The following is a 16033-nucleotide window of genomic DNA, read 5'->3' on the forward strand; positions in this document are numbered from 1 at the left end:
CCGGTGTCGCGCGTCGTGGGCGGAGCCGATCCGCAGGACACCCTGCGGATCGGCCCGTTCACGTTGCGCAACCGAATGATCTTCCCCGCTCACCTCACCAATTTCTCGTCCGGCGGCACAGTCACCGAGCAGCACATCGCGTACTACGAGGCGCGCGCCCGCGGCGGGGCGGCCATGATCATCACCGAGGAGCACACCGTGCACCCCTCCGATCGGCCGTACGAGAAACTGATCCGCGGGTGGGATCCGGCGGTGATTCCCGGATACCGGCGACTCACCGACACCGTGCATCGACACGGAACCCGAATCCTCGCGCAGCTCAATCACAACGGCGCACAAGGCAGCTCGATGTACACCGGACGCCCGCTGTGGTCGCCGGGAACGGATCCGGATCCGTTGTTCCGGGAAGTACCGATGGCGATCGGTGAACCCGAGATCGCCGAACTCGTCGACGGATACTCCGACGTCGCGCGTCGATGCATCGACGGCGGGTTCGACGGCGTCGAGATCCAGTGCTCGCAGGCGTCGATCCTGCGTGCCTTCCTGGCGTCCGGTACCAATCCGCGCACCGACCGATACGGCGGCGACCTGCACGGACGTGCACGGCTGCTGCTCGAGGTGGTAGAGGGTGTTCGGGCCGCGATCGGGCCGGGCCGTGTGGTCGGGGTGCGGCTGAGCGGGTACGACGGCACCGACGGCGGTATCGACGTCGACGACGCGGTGCAGGTTGCCCGGATGCTCGAGACCACCGGTCACGTCGACTACCTCAACACCTCGGTGGGTGTCGCGACCGAAACTCTGCACCTCATCGAGGCGCCGATGGCGACCCCGCACGGCTATTCACTGTTCGTGCCCAGCGCGATCCGCGCCGCGGTGTCTCTGCCGGTCGTGGGTGTCGGGCGGTTCACGAGACCGGACCAGGTTCGAGCAGCCTTGTCCGACGGTGTGTGTGATCTCGTGGGTGCGGTGCGAGCACAGATCGCAGATCCGGACTTCGCCGGAAAGGCGCTCTCCGGTCACGACGACGAGGTGCGCCCGTGCATCGGGTGCAACCAGGAATGCATCGGCCGCGTCGGACTGGGCCGGTGGATCGGCTGCACCGTGAATCCGCGCGCGGGCCGGGAGTCGGTGCCGTTGCCCGAGCTGCGGTCGCCGGGCCGCAGAGTGCTCGTGGTGGGCGGGGGACCGGCCGGTCTCCAGACCGCGGCGACGGCTGCACATCGGGGACACGTCGTCACCCTCTGCGAGCGGGAGGCATCGCTGGGAGGTCAGGTTCGAGGTGCGGCAACAGCACCCCACCGCGCTGAACTCCTCGCGATGGTGACGAGTCTCGAAGCGGAATGCCTGCGGGCCGGTGTCGAGATCCGGACCGGTATCGACGTCGATGTCGCGGTTGTCGAGCAACTGCGACCCGACGCGGTGATCGTCGCGACGGGCGCGCGCCCATTCCGTCCCGCATGGGCAGGTGAATCGCAGCGGGTCGTCGATGTGCGCGACGTGCTCGAGGGTCGCGCGGAGCCGTCCGGCCGGATACTCGTCGTCGACGATCTCGGATTCCACGAGGCGACGTCGGTCGCCGAGTTACTCGCCGACCGCGGCTGCGATGTGACGGTGTGTACCCCCGGAATGATCGTCGGCCAAGACCTCGGCCTCACCCTCGACATGGACGGCTGGCTGCGTCGTGCACACGAGAAGGGCATCGACAGGATCACCGACGTGACGGTGACAGGGCTGGCGGTCCGCGACGAACGACTCGATGTGTCACTGGCGCATCACCCCACCGGGCGAACCCGTGTGCTCACGGTCGACGGCGTGGTCGTCGCGACCCACCAGGAACCTGTCGGCGAACTGTGGACAGCACTGTCGGAGAGCGGGATCCACGTGTCGCGGGTGGGTGACGCCGTGACACCGCGACGAGCCCACGCCGCGATCCTCGAAGGCGACCGCGCGGCGCTGGAATTGGGAGTCTGACCTCTACAGGTCGTGCGGTGCTGGAAGGCGTCAGACAGCAAGTGCAGCGTGGTGCCGGCGTCGCGCCGGATCCGGAACGGGCACCGCATCGATCAGTGCGCGGGTGTACGGCTCGCGCGGTGAAGTAAAGACGGTATCGACCGGACCGGTCTCGACGATCACCCCGGACTGCAGCACCACGACGCGATCGGCGACCTGATGCACCACAGCCAGATCGTGACTGATGAACAAGCACGCGAACCCGAGTTCGCGCTGGATCTCGGCGAACAGGTCGAGCACCTCGGCCTGCACCGACACGTCCAGCGCACTGGTGGGCTCGTCCGCGATGAGCAGCCGCGGAGCCAGAGCCAGCGCTCGGGCCAGCGCGACACGCTGCCGCTGTCCGCCGGAGAGCTGATGTGGGAAACGGTCGGTGAGGGCCGCAGGCAGGCGCACAGCATCGAACAGATCGAGCACCCGCTTCCGTCGTTCTGCCGGGGTACCCACGGAATGCACGTCCAGGGGCTCCCGGACACTGGCTCCGACGGAAAGCCGCGGATCGAGTGATGTAGCGGGATCCTGCTGCACGAACGCCACATCGCGACGTAGGGTGCGGAGCCGAGTGGCGGAGATGGAGGACAGGTCCTGGCCCTCGACGGACACCCGCCCGGATGTCGCCTGCACGAGGCCGATCGCGACGCGACCGAGAGTGGACTTGCCGGAACCGGATTCGCCGACGAGGCCGACCACTTCGCCGGCGTGCACGGTCAGGTCGACGGAGTCGACAGCGCGGAACGCCGCGGTGCCGCGCCGCGCAGGATAGGTGACGCCCACCTTGTCGAGTTCGAGGACGACGTCCCCGGCGGGCTTCTCGGCAACGGTGGTGCTCGCATGCTCGGGCAACCGGGGTACAGCGGCGAGCAGTGCCCGGGTGTACGCGTGCTCGGGTGCATCGAAGAGCGAGTGCGCCGTGTCGGTCTCGACGACGTTCCCGTTGCGCAGGACCACCACACGATCGGCGTGCTGGGCGACGACGCCCATATTGTGGGTGATGAGCAGGATGCCCATCCCTGTGCGCTCACGAATGCGACCGAGCAGTGCGAGGATCTCTGCTTGGACAGTGACATCGAGTGCGGTCGTGGGCTCGTCGGCGACGAGCAGATCGGGATCGTTCGCCAGTGCGAGCGCAATCGCGACACGCTGTTTCTGTCCGCCGGAGAGCTGATGGGGAAAGTGGTCGACCCGCTCGGCGGGCTCGGGGATCTCGACCTGTTCGAGAAGCGAGATCGCGAGTGCCCTCGCCTCGGCTTTCGAGACCTTCCTGTGTGCGCGAATGGCCTCGCGCAGTTGCCAGCCGATGCGGCGCACAGGATTCAACGCGCTCTGTGGTTCCTGGAAGATCAATGCGACGTCGGAGCCGCGATAGCGCGCGAGGTCGCTCTCCTCGGCGCCGATCATCTCGGTTCCGCCCAGGAGGATCGAGCCCGTTGCGGACGCGGTTTCGGGGAGGAGACCGAGGATCGCCCGCGCTGTCATGGACTTGCCTGATCCGGATTCGCCGACCAGCGCCACGACCTCGCCCCGTTCGACCTGGAGTGAGACGTTGTCGACGGCGGGACGCCCGGTTCCGAAGTCGATGGTGAGGCCGGAGACTGTGAGCAGTGGAGTGGTCACGGGGAGGTCCTTGCTGGAGAGTGCGGCTGGGGTCACCGGCGTCGCGAACGCGCGGCCAGTGCTTGCGAGATCAGGAGGAGGCCGAGGACGAGAACGACGACCACGACCAGCGGACCCACGACGAACAACGGTGAGTGATAGGCATTCTGGGTGCCTTCCTTGATGAGCGAGCCCAGGGACGGCGTGGGCGGCGTGATCCCGAGACCGAGGAAGCTCATTGCACCTTCGATGAACACTCCGACAGACATCGCGAGCGCGAGCTGCACCGTGAGTGGTTCGAGGCAGTTCGGGAGGATGTGCCGGCGCATGATCCATCCCTCATCGGCGCCGACGGATCGTGCTGCCTCGACGTACGGCGCCTGGCGCACCGTGAGGACCGATGTCCGCATCAGCCGTCCGAACACCGGGATCTCAGCGAGCACGATCACCGTGGCGATCGTCCATACACCCGGGCCGATCACCATCGCCAGAGCGATGGCCAGCACGATGGTCGGGAACGCGAGGATCAGATCGAACGCGCGCTGGACGAGCGTGTCGAGCCAGTCGTACCGGGTCGCGGCCAGACCGAGCAGCGAACCGAGCGCTGCGCCCACCGGAACTGCCAGGAACACGACGAGCAGGTCGATGCGGATGCCGTACAGGGTGCGGGAGAGGACGTCGCGGCCGACGGAGTCCGTACCGAGGAGGTGTTCGCCGCCCGGCGGCTGGAGGGTGGCACCGGGGATCTGCTGGTCCGGGGCGAACGGGGCGAGCCACGGCGCGAACACTCCGGCCAGGACCACGATCCCGACCAGGATCAGACCGGCCAGACCGCGGCCGCGGCGAAGTGCGCTCCAGGCGCTGTCGCGGTCCGCACCCACCGGGGATATCGGGTCAGCGGTGACAATCGTAGTGCTCATGCTTTGTCTCCCAGCCGGATTCGAGGATCGAGCGCCGCATTGACCAGGTCGGTGATCAACTGGATGATCACGAACAGTGCCACCGAGAACAGCAGCATCACCTGCACCACCGGATAGTCCCGGCTCGAGATGGCGCGCTCGATGAGATGGCCGAGCCCGGGCCACGCGAAGATCGCTTCCACCAGCACGGCGCCTCCGAGCAGGTGGCCGATCTGGATGCCGAGGACGGTGATCGATGCAGGAAGAGCATTCGGGAGGGCCTGCGTGAGCACGATCCGCCGCCGGGAGATACCCAGAGCCCGCGCGGTCGTGACGTAGGGCTCCTCGAGTTGGGTGCGCAGCGATTCGGTGAGGAACCGGGTGAGTGAGGCTGCGATCGGCAACGCCAGGCACACCGCAGGCAGGATCAGGTACTGCGCCGAGATGCCGATGTCGTCGAGAAATCCCCTGCGGGGTGTGCCACCGGCCGGTAGGACGGCCCACACGACACCGAAGAGAACCACCAAGGCCGCACCGGTGACGAAGTTCGGAATGGCCACGGCGACAGTGCCGAAAGTGGTCACGATGCTGTCCAGCCACTTGCGGTCCACGATCACCGACACGGTGCTCAGAGTCAGTGCCACGGCAACCGCGAGGACCAGGGCCGACAGCGCAAGAACGAGGGTGTTCCCGAGTGCATCGAGCAGGAGCGAGCTGATCTCACCACCGAGGATCAGTGACCTGCCCGGATCGAACGTGATGATCCCGGATATCCACGAGAAATACTGTGCAATGGGAGATCCGGTGAGTCCGAGCTCGGCGCGCAGAGCGTCGACCGCTTCGGAGGGCGCATCCGGTCCGGCCAGGACCATGGCGGGATCGCCGGGGACCAATCGGAGCAGCGCGAAGATCAGAACGGATCCGACGGCGAGGACGATGAGCGCGGAGGGAATCCGTCGCAGAGCGTAGTTCAGCATTTTCGGTCACTCACTCAGATAGGTGTCGCTGAGGTCGAGCTCGGCCTTCTTCGACCAGTCGACGTCGTGGACGTTTGCTGACATGGCGAGCCAGTTCTCGGACGCGAACAACTCGATGAGGAACGCGTTGTCTAGCAACTCGGTGTTGAGGACCTTGTATGCGGCCTCGGCCTCGGCGCTGGTCGGATCGACGATCTGCCACGCGTTTGCGACGGCTGCCTGATAGTCCGGATCGATGAAGTTCGAGGTGTTCTTCTTCGAGTTGAACGGGTAGGCGCTGGTCGGAAGGGTCGCCGGCGTGTACTGCGTGTACGTGTGGGCCGTGATCCAGAGCCCGCCGTAGGTCCCGCCGATCAAGTGTTTGAGATTGGTTGCCTGGTCCACCGGCTCGAGCCTGGTCTCGATCCCGGCTGCGGCGAGATCCGCCTGGATGATCTGCGCGACGGCCTCGGAGTCGCTCGAGCCCGTCGTGTAGGTGATCGGGATGACCGGGATGGCGCCGACTTCCGCAACCAGTGCCTTGGCTCTGTCGACGTCCTGGGCGTAGGTGTCGTTGAGGTCTGCGTCGTACGCGGGAGAGTAGTCCGGCCAGGGCAGACTGCCCACGGTTCCGTATCCCTGGTAGACGTCGGCGAGGATGCGATCGTTGTCCACCGCGTAGGCGATGGCCTGACGTACCCGGACGTCGCTGATCCCGGGTGCCTGGACATTCGCGCCGATGTACCAGTTGCGTTCCACTCCTGTCTGGTCGACCAGCTGGTAGCGGTTGTCGCTCTCGAGCTGTTCGGCGTCGCGTGGAGCTATCGAGAGCAGAAGGTCGAGCTGCCCGGAGCGCAGCTGGGAGACTCGCGTCTGGGCGTCGGGAATGACGAGATACTCGACACCGTCGAGGTGGGGTGCTCCGCCCCAGTAGTCCTCATTGGCCTCGAACGTGATCGACGCGCTCGGCTTCCACTCCACGAAGCGGAACGCTCCGGTTCCGTTGTAACCGGAACCGGCGTCGAAGTCGGCGAGGGTGTTCTTGTCGATGATCGGCACGATGTCGAGCAGGTCGAGGATGTTGCTCGCCGGCTGCGAGAGCGTCAGGGTGAGGGCATGCGGGTCCGAGGTGTCGTACTCGGTGATCAGCGCCGCGGTACTCGCGAGCTGGCCGGCCCGTATGGGATCTGCGTAGGTACGCAGGCTGAACTCGGCGTCTTCGGAGGTGAACGGCTTACCGTCGTGGAAGGTCACGTCGGGTCGCAACGCGAGGGTCACCGACCTGCCGTCGGGCGAGATCTCCCACGACTCCGCCAGCACGGGTTCCGGTTCCAATCCTTCGGGGGGATAGCTGACGAGGGTGTCGTAGACCAATCCGGTGATGGTGGCCGCCGCCAGGGCACCGGAGTAGAACGAGGCAGGGACAAGGTCGCCGCCATCTCCGATTCGGAGCACACCACCTTCGGTGACCTCCGCGCTGCCGGCCTCCGTCGCGGCCTGGTCGACCGCCGAGGTACACCCCGCAACGGCGAGGACACCGGAGAGGGACAGGGCGATAGCTCCAAGCATGAAGCGGCGCCGAAGGTGTGCGGGGCGGCTGAACACGGAGGGTTCCTTTCGGGAGCGGATCCGGTCACTCATGAGGTGGAGTGGCCGGATCCGAAGGGGGGAGGTGAATCAGGATTCGAAACCGGGGAAGCGGTCGGGGGTGTCGACGACGGAGAAGTGCGACGCGTCGCCGGTGATGATGCGGCTGGTTTCGCCGTCGACCGAGACAGGAACATCGCCGGCCACGGTCACCCGGTGGACGCTGCGCTTGTGGTCGCCGTAGTCGGCGATGCCGTAATGCTGAGTGGCGCGGTTGTCCCAGATGACGAGGTCGCCCGGCGTCCAGGCCCACCGCAGGGTGTTCTCGAGCTTGATGATCCGCTCCTGCAGGAGCTGGTAGAGCGCGGTCGACTCGGAGCTCTTGAGCCCGACGAACTTCTTGACGAAATGGCCGAGCACGAGCGACTTCTCGCCGGTCTCGGGATGGACACGAACCACCGGGTGCTCCGTCTCGAACACCGTGCGGGTGAAGTTCTGCATCGTCTCGTTCGTCCGTGCGGCGATGCCTTGCTTGTCGGCGATGCCTTGCTTGTCGGCGTGCACCCCGGCGTAGTCGTATTCGTTGCTGTGGACCGCCCACAGGTTGTCCACGAGTGCCTTCAACGGAGCGGGAAGCTGCGCGTACGCGGCGGTCGTCGACGCCCAGGTGGTGGCACCGCCGTAGGGCGGGATCTCGACGGCACGGAGAATCGAGGCCTTCGGAATCCGATCGATGAAGGTGACGTCGGTGTGCCAACTGTTGGCGGCGCCTTCGAGGATCAGGGTCCGGTTGTCCTCCGAGGTCAGCGTCGGGTGAGTGGTGGTCGGGGTACCGAGCGTCCCGGCGAACTCGTACTGGATCTCGTCCGTGAGGTGATGCTGGCCGCGGAAGACGACCACCTTGTTGGCTGCGAGTGCGTAGCGGATGGCGTAGGCGGTGTCGGGCGAGATGTCGCCGGAGACATGAACGCCCTCGATGAGCGCGCCGATGTTCTCACCGAGCTTGGTGACGGTGATTCCGCCGGCCGCATAGATGTCGGTGGCGGTACTGGGACGGGTTTCGACGGTGGTCATGTGCTTCTCCTCTTGTGAACGCGAAGTAGTGGATAGCCGGGTAGTGGAAAGCAGGATCAACGGGCAGGGACGGGTGCCTCGGGTGCCACCTCGATGCGATGGATGCGGCGCGGCTCGTCGCCGTAGTCGTAGATGGCGTTGTGCTGGACGAAATGGTTGTCCCAAATCGCGATGTCGCCGACCTGCCAGCGGCGGCGCACGGTGAATTCCGGTCGGATCGAGACCGATACGAGGAGTCGAAGCAGTGCCTCGCTCTCGTCTGCGGACAACTCGTTGATGTGCGACGTGAACAGATCGTTGACGAACAGTGCTTCGCGGCCGGTCTCCGGGTGACGGATCACGAGGGGATGCGTTGCTTCGGATGCATCCGGCCGAGGCGAGATTCGATGTGTCGCGGTCAGGCCGTACAGGGCCTCGCGGATCGGGGCGGACAGCGCGTCGAGCGCGGCGTACTGGTTCGACCACAGTGTGTCACCACCGGCGGAGGGCAGAACCTGCATGTGCAGGATGGAGAACCGCGACGGAGCTGCTCGCCACGCGACATCGCAATGCCAGCGGTTCGCCTGATAGGCACTGCCGTTGTCGGTGCCGATGACGCTGATCTCGCGGAAGCCCTCGGACTCGAGATTTGCCAGATGCTGGTGCGGATACACGATCTCGCCGAAATGCTGCGAGAAGGCCCGGTGGACGGTCGGGTCGACACCCTGGTCGGGGAAGAACAGCACACAGTGCCGAGTGAGAGCGTCCTGGACCGTGCGGACATCTGCGTCCGTCAGTGAGTCCAGACGCAGTCCGTGGATTTCGGCGCCGATGGCCCCGGCGAGGGGCACAACGGTCGCTGTGGGTTGTTCGAGCGTGGTCATCGATCGGGCCTCTCGACGCATCGTGGGTGGTTCAACGAGCGTCAAAGTAATTGCGAAAAGTTAAGTTGGATACGCATACGATCAATGCGCGTCGAAGGGTTTACATTCTCCGGGTCGTCCGGTAGAGCTTCGGATCCGACAGGTTCCGCGGCCGTATTGCCGCACGATTTCAGACTCGGGGTGAGATTGCGTGACGAGCCGAAGAGGCCGGTACAGCTCGGGAGAAGAGACGCGGCTGCTGCTGGTGGAAGCCGCCGAACGCCTCTTCGCGATGCGGGGATATCACGCGGTGACACTGGCAGATGTCAGGGCCGCCGCGGGGCAGAACAACGCGTCGGTCGTCAGGTACTACTTCGGCTCGAAGGAGGGTCTGCTCACCGCGATCTTGGACCATCGCCTCCCTCGGATCAGTGCATATCGCGGTGAGTTGATCCGCGAATGGGTTGCGGTCGGCGCGAAATTCACTGCCCGGGACGCACTGTGGTGTCTCGTCGCGCCGTTGGCAGACAGCATCCGCCGGGGCGAACACTACGTGGCCCTGCTCGACAGACTCCTGGAGGCGGACGTCATCGGCGAGATCTTCACGGCAGCAGACCCCCGTGGCACCGCGAGTGGATTCGAGATCGACCACGCCCTGCGGAGTGTATTGACCGGGCTTCCGGAACACACACGGAGACAACGGATCATCATGGTGTATGCGAGTGTGCTCGGAACACTCGCGCCTTACGCTCGCACAGGAACCGAACTGGCCCCGGCCGAGTTGCCCGCCCTCGTCGATGCGTGGGAGGGACTACTCTGTGCACCGACCTCTCAGGAGACCCACGAGGTTCGGTTCCTGGCGAGCCGGTAGCGCAGATCAGTCGAGTGCGCGCACCATCGCGACGCGTGGCCATTGCCCGATGTCGCGGGCGCGTTCGGCGGCGAGAATCGTCTCCAATTCGGGTGTGAGACGCGAGTCGTCGAGGACATCGAAGCCGAGTCGCTCGTAATACGGTGCGTTCCACGGGACGTCGCGGAATGTGGTGAGTGTCAATGCGGCACAACCACGATCGCGTGCCCCCGCAGCGACGTGGTCGATGAGCGCTCGACCCACTCCGCGTCGCGCGGCATCCGGATGCACCGACACCTGTTCGATGTTGAGGGCGTCATCGACGTCCGCAGCAACGAGATATCCCACCGGGAGATTCTCGTCGTCGACCCACACCCAGCATCGTGCGGCATCGAGGTGGGTGCGGAGCTCAGCGATCGTGGGCGGTTCGTCGTCCGCCACCAACGACATCCCGATGTCGGCGAACGGTTGCCCGGCGGCACGTTCGATATCCTGCAGGACAGGCAGCTCGTGCTCGGTCGCGAGGCGGATCGGCGGCAGGTCTTTACAGAAGTACAACGCCACCTCCGTGTCGGCATAGTGACCGTAACGCTCGGGCATCGGGTCATATCCGGTGCTCGCATACATCGCGATCGCCTCGGGCTGCTCGAGGCCGGTCTCGAGGATCATGCGTCGGCGGCCTGCGTCGGCTGCGGTGCGTTCCAGCGCGTCGAGGACCCGCCGCGCGATGCCGCGACGTCGTGCATCGGCCCGCACGTACATCCGCTTGATCTCGGCGTCACCGTCGCGGAGCCCCCGGTGTGAGGAATCGTGGGCGCGCCAGCCTCCGATTCCCACCGGTCCGTCGACGCTTCGGGCGAGAAGGAAGAGTCCGTTCGGTCCGGCGAACTCGTCCGGGTCGAGGACGGTGTCGTCGGGGCCCCCGTAGCGGCGGGTGTATTCGAGCTGAACTTCGTCGATCAGCGTCTGTACTTCCGGGTCGTCGAGTGGTCGAGGTTCGATCTGCACGTGCAGGAGCGTACTCACCGGCCGATGCACCCCTGCGCCGGACCGCGAAGAGCGGATTCGATCGGGCCTGGTCATCGGCCGGATGCGGCGGCGGTCGCACCACCGCCTAGCATCGGAGCGGTGACGCGGGAGCTTGCCAATGCCTACTGGCCGGACATCGAATCCGGCACGGTGACGGTCGCCGTACCCGTGGGTGCATTCGAACAGCACGGTCCTCACCTGCCCCTCGATACCGACACCCGAATCGCCGTGGCGGTCGCCGAGGCCCTGCCGGGTGTCGCGGTCGTACCGGCCGTGGCCTATGGGGCGAGCGGAGAGCACGAGGCGTTCGCGGGCACCGTTTCCATCGGCGCCGAAGCGCTGAAGACGTTGATCGTCGAGTACGGCCGATCGGTGTGTCGATGGGCGACGCGGGTGGTGTTCGTCAACGGGCACGGAGGCAACGCGTATCCACTGGCCGAGGCCGTGACGCTGCTGCGATACGAAGGTCGCGACGCCGCGTGGGTGGCGTGCGCGATCCCGGGCGCCGATGCACACGCCGGCGACACCGAGACCAGCCTCATGCTGCACCTCGCCCCGCACACGGTGAACATGGGCCGTGCCACCGCCGGTGCGAAAGATCCGATCGGCACTCTGATGCCCCGACTGCGTGAAGCCGGTATTGTTTCGGTGTCCGCGAACGGGGTTCTGGGTGACCCGACATCCGCTTCCGCAGACCGAGGCGCGGACATGTTCGCGGACCTCATGGACAGGGCGACCGCGCAGGTTGCACGATGGCAGCCGGGCAAGGAGGGGAGACTGCGGTGAGTCGGTCGACGTCACCACGCGTAGCGCAGACCAGGCTGGCCAGGCTTCCCGATGGCTTCGGGGTGCGTGTCGACCCACGCGTGCGTAGGTTCGCGGCCGGGCGCGTCCTGATCGGTGGTTCGCCCACCCGCATGCTCAAGCTTGCTCCCGCTGCCGCGGCCATGATCGACGGCGACTTCCTCGAAGTCGTCGATTCGCAGACGGCGGTCGTCGCGAGACGGCTGCTCGACTCCGGTGTCGGAAACCCACGTCCCACCGTGTTGCCGTCGACGTCCGACGTCACCGTGGTGATTCCCACCAAGAACAACGATGCCGGGCTCCGACGACTGCTGCGTGCGTTGCAGGGTCACGATGTCATCGTCGTCGACGACGGATCCGATACTCCCATCGAGACACCCGAACACGGACGTGTCCGTGTTCTGCGGCACGAGGTGTCGCGGGGTCCTGCCGCCGCCCGGAATACCGGATTACGTGAGTCAGCAACGGAATTCGTGGCATTCCTCGACTCGGATGTCGTACCCCGCCTCGGGTGGCTCGAAGCGAGCCTCGGACACTTCAGTGATCCCGCGGTTGCGCTCGTCGCCCCGCGCATCGTCGCGCTCGATCCGGACAACGGTGCGCTCGCCCGGTACGAGCACGCGCGCTCGTCTCTGGACCTGGGTCGACGCGAGTCCGCGGTGGTCGCCGGCGGCCCCGTCTCCTACGTGCCGAGCGCTGCTCTGCTCGTGCGTCGTCACGCGCTCGAAGCGTGCGGCGGATTCGACGAGTCGATGCAGGTGGCGGAGGACGTCGACCTGTGCTGGCGACTGCAGACCGACGGATGGCGGCTGCGGTACGAACCCATCGCACGTGTCGCGCACGACCATCGGACCGAATTCCGGAACTGGATCACCCGCAAGGCATTCTACGGAACAGGCGCTGCTCCGCTGGCTTCCCGGCATCCCGGATCGGTGCCTCCGATGGTGATGTCGATCTGGACTCTGCTTGCCTGTCTCGCGCTGGTGACCTTCACTCGGATCGGTGTGCTGGGAGCGCTGCTGACCCAGCTGGTGACACTCCTGCGATTGCGCCGGATGTTCGCGGAACTCGACCGACCGACACGGATCGCCGCGGTACTGACCGCCCAGGGGTTCGCCGGAGGCCTGTGGCAGGTCGCGTCGGCGGTGTGCCGGCACTACTGGCCGGTCACCGTGGTCGCGTCGCTGTTCTCGTCGAAGGTTCGGCGAGCTGTCCTGGCTTTCGCTGTGGCCGAGGGCATCTGGGACTGGGTCGGGCATCGAGAGGACGGCGGGATCGATCCGATCCGCTACGTGCTCTACAAACGACTCGACGACCTCGCCTACGGTGCCGGCCTGTGGAAAGGCGCGATCGACGCCCGCGATCCGTCTGCGCTGATCCCTGACTTCCGGAACTGACATGCTCCCGCAGCGTGCCGACGTCGTGGTGGTCGGCGGTGGCAGTTGCGGCAGCGTGGTCGCCGCGCGGCTGAGCGACGATCCCGATCGTTCTGTGTTGCTGCTCGAAGCCGGACCGGGATACGGGCCGTCCGATGTTCCGCGGGAGATCCGCGATGCTGCAACGCTGCCCGTTGGTCCCGGAAGCGACTGGGTCGCCGCGTATCCGGCGCGACTCACCGCGAACCGGGCGGCCATCGTGGTCCGCGGCGGGGTCCTGGGGGGTTCCGGTGCGGTCAACGGAGCCTATTTCGTGCGGGCACGGCCCGACGACTTCACGCGCTGGCCCCGATCATGGTCCTACGATCGGGTGCTGCCGGTTTTTCGCGAGATCGAGACCGACGCCGATTTCTCCGGTCCGTTCCATGGTGCGTCCGGTCTCGTGCCGGTGTCGCGCACTCCCGAGGAACTCCTCCATCCGGTGTCGGGTACCTTCGTCGAGGCCGCATCGAGCGCGGAGTGGGAATGGGTCGACGACCTCAACGCTCCCGGCCCGGACGGTGTCGGACGTGTGCCGATGAACGTCCGCGACGGGATGAGATACGGTCCGTCGCTCGCGTACCTGCTGCCGGTCGTGGAGCGATCCAACCTCACGGTGCGGTCGGACACTCGCGTGGTTCGGGTCGTTCTGTCCGGACGCCGTGCGATCGGGGTCGAGGTCGAGGACGGAACGGGGACGCGGCGGATCGCGGCAGAGCACGTCGTCGTCTGTGCGGGAGCGGTGTGTTCGCCGCAACTGCTGATGCTTTCGGGAATCGGTCCTGCGGGCGAACTCCGACGTCTCGGTGTGGAGGTCCGGCACGACCTGCCCGGTGTCGGAAGCGGGTCCACCGATCACCCCGAAGTGACGATCCCGTATCGCTTGCGCCGGGACGTGCCGCTGCGGGCGCCGCTCCTCGAAACTGTACTGCACACCAGCGGACTCGAATTACGTCCGTACACTGTGCCGTTCGGTGCCGCGATACCCGGCAGTGGTGTCGTGGACCCGGTACTCGGCGTCGTGCTCACCCGGCCCCGCAGCCGGGGGCAGGTGGTACTGGATTCCGCGAAGCCGTGGTCACCACCTGTCCTCGACTACAACTACCTCGGTCGTCGAGAAGACCGAGACACGTTACGACAGGGAGTGCGGATCGCCACCGGTCTGCTCGATGCGATGCACGATCTCGTCGAACCCGGCAGTGTCGATGCTGCGGCGGGCGGGGCCGGCCCGAGCGATGCCTGGCTTGCCGCGCACCTCGGAACGTCGTTGCATCTGTCCGGGTCGTGCCGGATGGGTGACGACGAGAACGCCGTCGTGGACGACCGGTGCCGGGTCCGCGGGATCGAGGGCCTGAGTGTCGTCGACACCTCGGTGTTCCCCGAGGTGCCGAGCCGCGGCCCGCACGCGACGGCGGTGATGCTCGCACATCGGTTTGCCGCGAGTGTGCACGATGATCGCCATCCGGAGTAGGCGCCGATCCTTCGCGCTGCCCATGCCGGCTCGCCCTGCTGTTCGCGATAGCCGACCATCGGCCCGGCTCGGACCGAAGCGGTCGAACCTGGCAGAACACCACACTTGTGATCCCGACTACAGTGTGGACAAGGAGGGCGCTGGTAGATGACCGATCGTGGGACCGTGACAACCAATCCCTGGGTGGCCTTGCGTCCGGGTGAAGACGCTGTGGCACACGCGCGCGCGATGCTCCGCGCCCACGGCACGGTCGTCGGTGAATCAGTGGGAGGGCGACCCGACGGTGTGCGTTCGGTCGTGCACGACTCCTGGCTCCGCAGCCTTCAGCGGGGCATCGACCCCGACCTGGTCGAGCAGCCCGCCCTGCTCACGGGCAACGATCTCGAGCAGCACCGAGCCGGTCATCCGATGGCGCTGATCCGCCCGGTCATCCGCAAACTCCTCGTCGAGGACGCTGCCGACAGCGGTCTGCTCGTCGCCATCAGCGACGAACAAGGTCGGCTGCTGTGGGTGGAGGGTGATCACCGCGCACTCGATCGCGCGCAGGCCATGAGCTTTGTCGAAGGCGCAGACTGGAGTGAAGACCGCGTGGGCACCAACGCTCCGGGAACTGCTCTGGCACTCGATCATTCGGTGCAGATCTTTGCGGCGGAGCACTTCAACCGCACCGTGCACGACTGGAGCTGTTCGGCAGCGCCCGTGCACGAGCCGACCAGCGGCCGGATCCTCGGGGCCATCGACATCACCGGCGGCTCGCGGGTGGCGGTGCCGGAAGTCCTGCAGCTGGTCCGCGCGACCGTGGCGGCAGCCGAAGCCGAACTCCGGCTGCACATGATGACCTCGCCGCACCTGTTCGGTGCATCGGCGCCGCGACTCGACACCTTCGGTTCGGGCCGGCCGACGCTCCGCGCCGGCGGTAACCGGACACACCTGTCACAACGGCACGCCGAGATCCTGCTGATCCTCGCCGATCATCCCGAAGGGCTGAGCTCGGACCGGCTCGCCGTGCTGCTCGACGAGGGTGAACTCGACTCCGTCACGATTCGGGCCGAAATGTCCCGGCTGCGGAAAGCGCTCGGATCGGAGCACCTCGGGTCGCGCCCGTATCGGCTGCTCACCGAGCTGGACACCGATGTCGCGGAAGTGCGCCGCGCGCTCGATCGCGGTGACGCCGCGTCGGCCATCCGCATCTATTCCGGCCCGGTGCTGCCCGGCTCGGATGCTCCCGGTGTCGAGGAGATCAGGGACGACCTGCGTACCCGGGTGCAGGCGGCACTGCTGCGTGGCGGTGACGCGGATCTGCTCGCCCGGTGGACGGCCTCGATCCACGGACGCGACGATCTGGCGGCGTGGTCGGCCTATCTGACGACGCTCGCCCCGACTTCCCCGCTGTATGCGCAGGTGAAGGCGAAGATCGATCGCCTGGACAAGGAGCTCGCAACGTAGTTGCAACCTTTGCGTTCGTAGTGTTCCGAATCACACAAGCTTCGAACCTCGACGCAA

At 66.4% G+C, this 16033-nt stretch carries 13 protein-coding genes; 6 read left to right on the top strand and 7 right to left on the bottom strand.

Features of this window, described 5'->3' with window-relative positions; genetic code table 11:
- The first annotated feature begins 3 nt into the window (after positions 1-3).
- Entirely contained in the window at positions 4-1971 is a 1968-nt protein-coding gene (locus ACZ46K_RS13820) for a mycofactocin system FadH/OYE family oxidoreductase 2 (protein WP_464748752.1), read from the top strand.
- A 30-nt stretch (positions 1972-2001) separates the two neighbouring features.
- Here the strand turns inward: ACZ46K_RS13820 and ACZ46K_RS13825 are convergent, their stop codons facing one another.
- The 6 genes from ACZ46K_RS13825 to ACZ46K_RS13850 all read right to left on the bottom strand — a co-directional run bounded on the left by ACZ46K_RS13825 (position 2002) and on the right by ACZ46K_RS13850 (position 8982).
- A complete protein-coding gene (locus tag ACZ46K_RS13825) occupies positions 2002-3624 on the bottom strand; it encodes a dipeptide ABC transporter ATP-binding protein (RefSeq protein ID WP_464748754.1) in 1623 nt (540 codons plus the stop codon).
- Positions 3625-3656: 32 nt separating this feature from the next.
- Positions 3657-4523, bottom strand: a complete 867-nt coding sequence (locus ACZ46K_RS13830; protein WP_054806122.1) for an ABC transporter permease — start codon at positions 4521-4523, stop codon at positions 3657-3659.
- Positions 4520-5479 (bottom strand): ABC transporter permease, encoded by a 960-nt coding sequence (locus tag ACZ46K_RS13835; protein ID WP_054810042.1) that lies wholly within the window; start codon positions 5477-5479, stop codon positions 4520-4522. The genes ACZ46K_RS13830 and ACZ46K_RS13835 overlap by 4 nt, the downstream gene beginning before the upstream one ends.
- Before the next feature lie 6 nt (positions 5480-5485).
- Complete coding sequence (locus ACZ46K_RS13840) at positions 5486-7063, bottom strand: ABC transporter substrate-binding protein (protein ID WP_464748756.1); 1578 nt, start codon at positions 7061-7063, stop codon at positions 5486-5488.
- Between the two features lie 72 nt (positions 7064-7135).
- Entirely contained in the window at positions 7136-8119 is a 984-nt protein-coding gene (locus tag ACZ46K_RS13845; RefSeq protein ID WP_464748758.1) for a TauD/TfdA dioxygenase family protein, read from the bottom strand.
- A 56-nt stretch (positions 8120-8175) separates the two neighbouring features.
- Complete coding sequence (locus ACZ46K_RS13850; RefSeq protein WP_054806121.1) at positions 8176-8982, bottom strand: TauD/TfdA dioxygenase family protein; 807 nt, start codon at positions 8980-8982, stop codon at positions 8176-8178.
- A 190-nt stretch (positions 8983-9172) separates the two neighbouring features.
- Here ACZ46K_RS13850 and ACZ46K_RS13855 point away from each other — a divergent pair, with 190 nt between their 5' ends.
- Complete coding sequence (locus ACZ46K_RS13855) at positions 9173-9832, top strand: TetR/AcrR family transcriptional regulator (RefSeq protein WP_464748760.1); 660 nt, start codon at positions 9173-9175, stop codon at positions 9830-9832.
- 6 nt (positions 9833-9838) lie between these two features.
- Here ACZ46K_RS13855 and ACZ46K_RS13860 read toward each other — a convergent pair whose 3' ends face one another.
- A complete protein-coding gene (locus ACZ46K_RS13860; protein ID WP_464748762.1) occupies positions 9839-10819 on the bottom strand; it encodes a GNAT family N-acetyltransferase in 981 nt (326 codons plus the stop codon).
- A gap of 120 nt (positions 10820-10939) precedes the next feature.
- On the opposite strand from ACZ46K_RS13860, the gene mftE reads away from it, so the two are divergent.
- From mftE to ACZ46K_RS13880, 4 genes are all read left to right on the top strand, one after another.
- Positions 10940-11626 carry a mycofactocin biosynthesis peptidyl-dipeptidase MftE gene (mftE, locus tag ACZ46K_RS13865; RefSeq protein ID WP_054806120.1) on the top strand — a complete coding sequence of 229 codons (687 nt, stop codon included), beginning with the start codon at positions 10940-10942 and terminating at the stop codon, positions 11624-11626.
- Positions 11623-13041 (top strand): mycofactocin biosynthesis glycosyltransferase MftF, encoded by a 1419-nt coding sequence (gene mftF, locus ACZ46K_RS13870; RefSeq protein ID WP_464748764.1) that lies wholly within the window; start codon positions 11623-11625, stop codon positions 13039-13041. Before mftE ends, mftF begins: the two co-directional genes overlap by 4 nt.
- A gap of 1 nt (position 13042) precedes the next feature.
- Complete coding sequence (gene mftG, locus ACZ46K_RS13875; protein ID WP_054806119.1) at positions 13043-14530, top strand: mycofactocin dehydrogenase MftG; 1488 nt, start codon at positions 13043-13045, stop codon at positions 14528-14530.
- 147 nt (positions 14531-14677) lie between these two features.
- The gene (locus ACZ46K_RS13880; RefSeq protein WP_464748765.1) at positions 14678-15976 is read left to right on the top strand and encodes a GAF domain-containing protein; all 1299 of its coding nucleotides are present in this window, start codon (positions 14678-14680) and stop codon (positions 15974-15976) included.
- Positions 15977-16033: the final 57 nt, after the last annotated feature.

The sequence above is a fragment of the Rhodococcus sp. JCM 9793 genome (genome assembly GCF_055380405.1).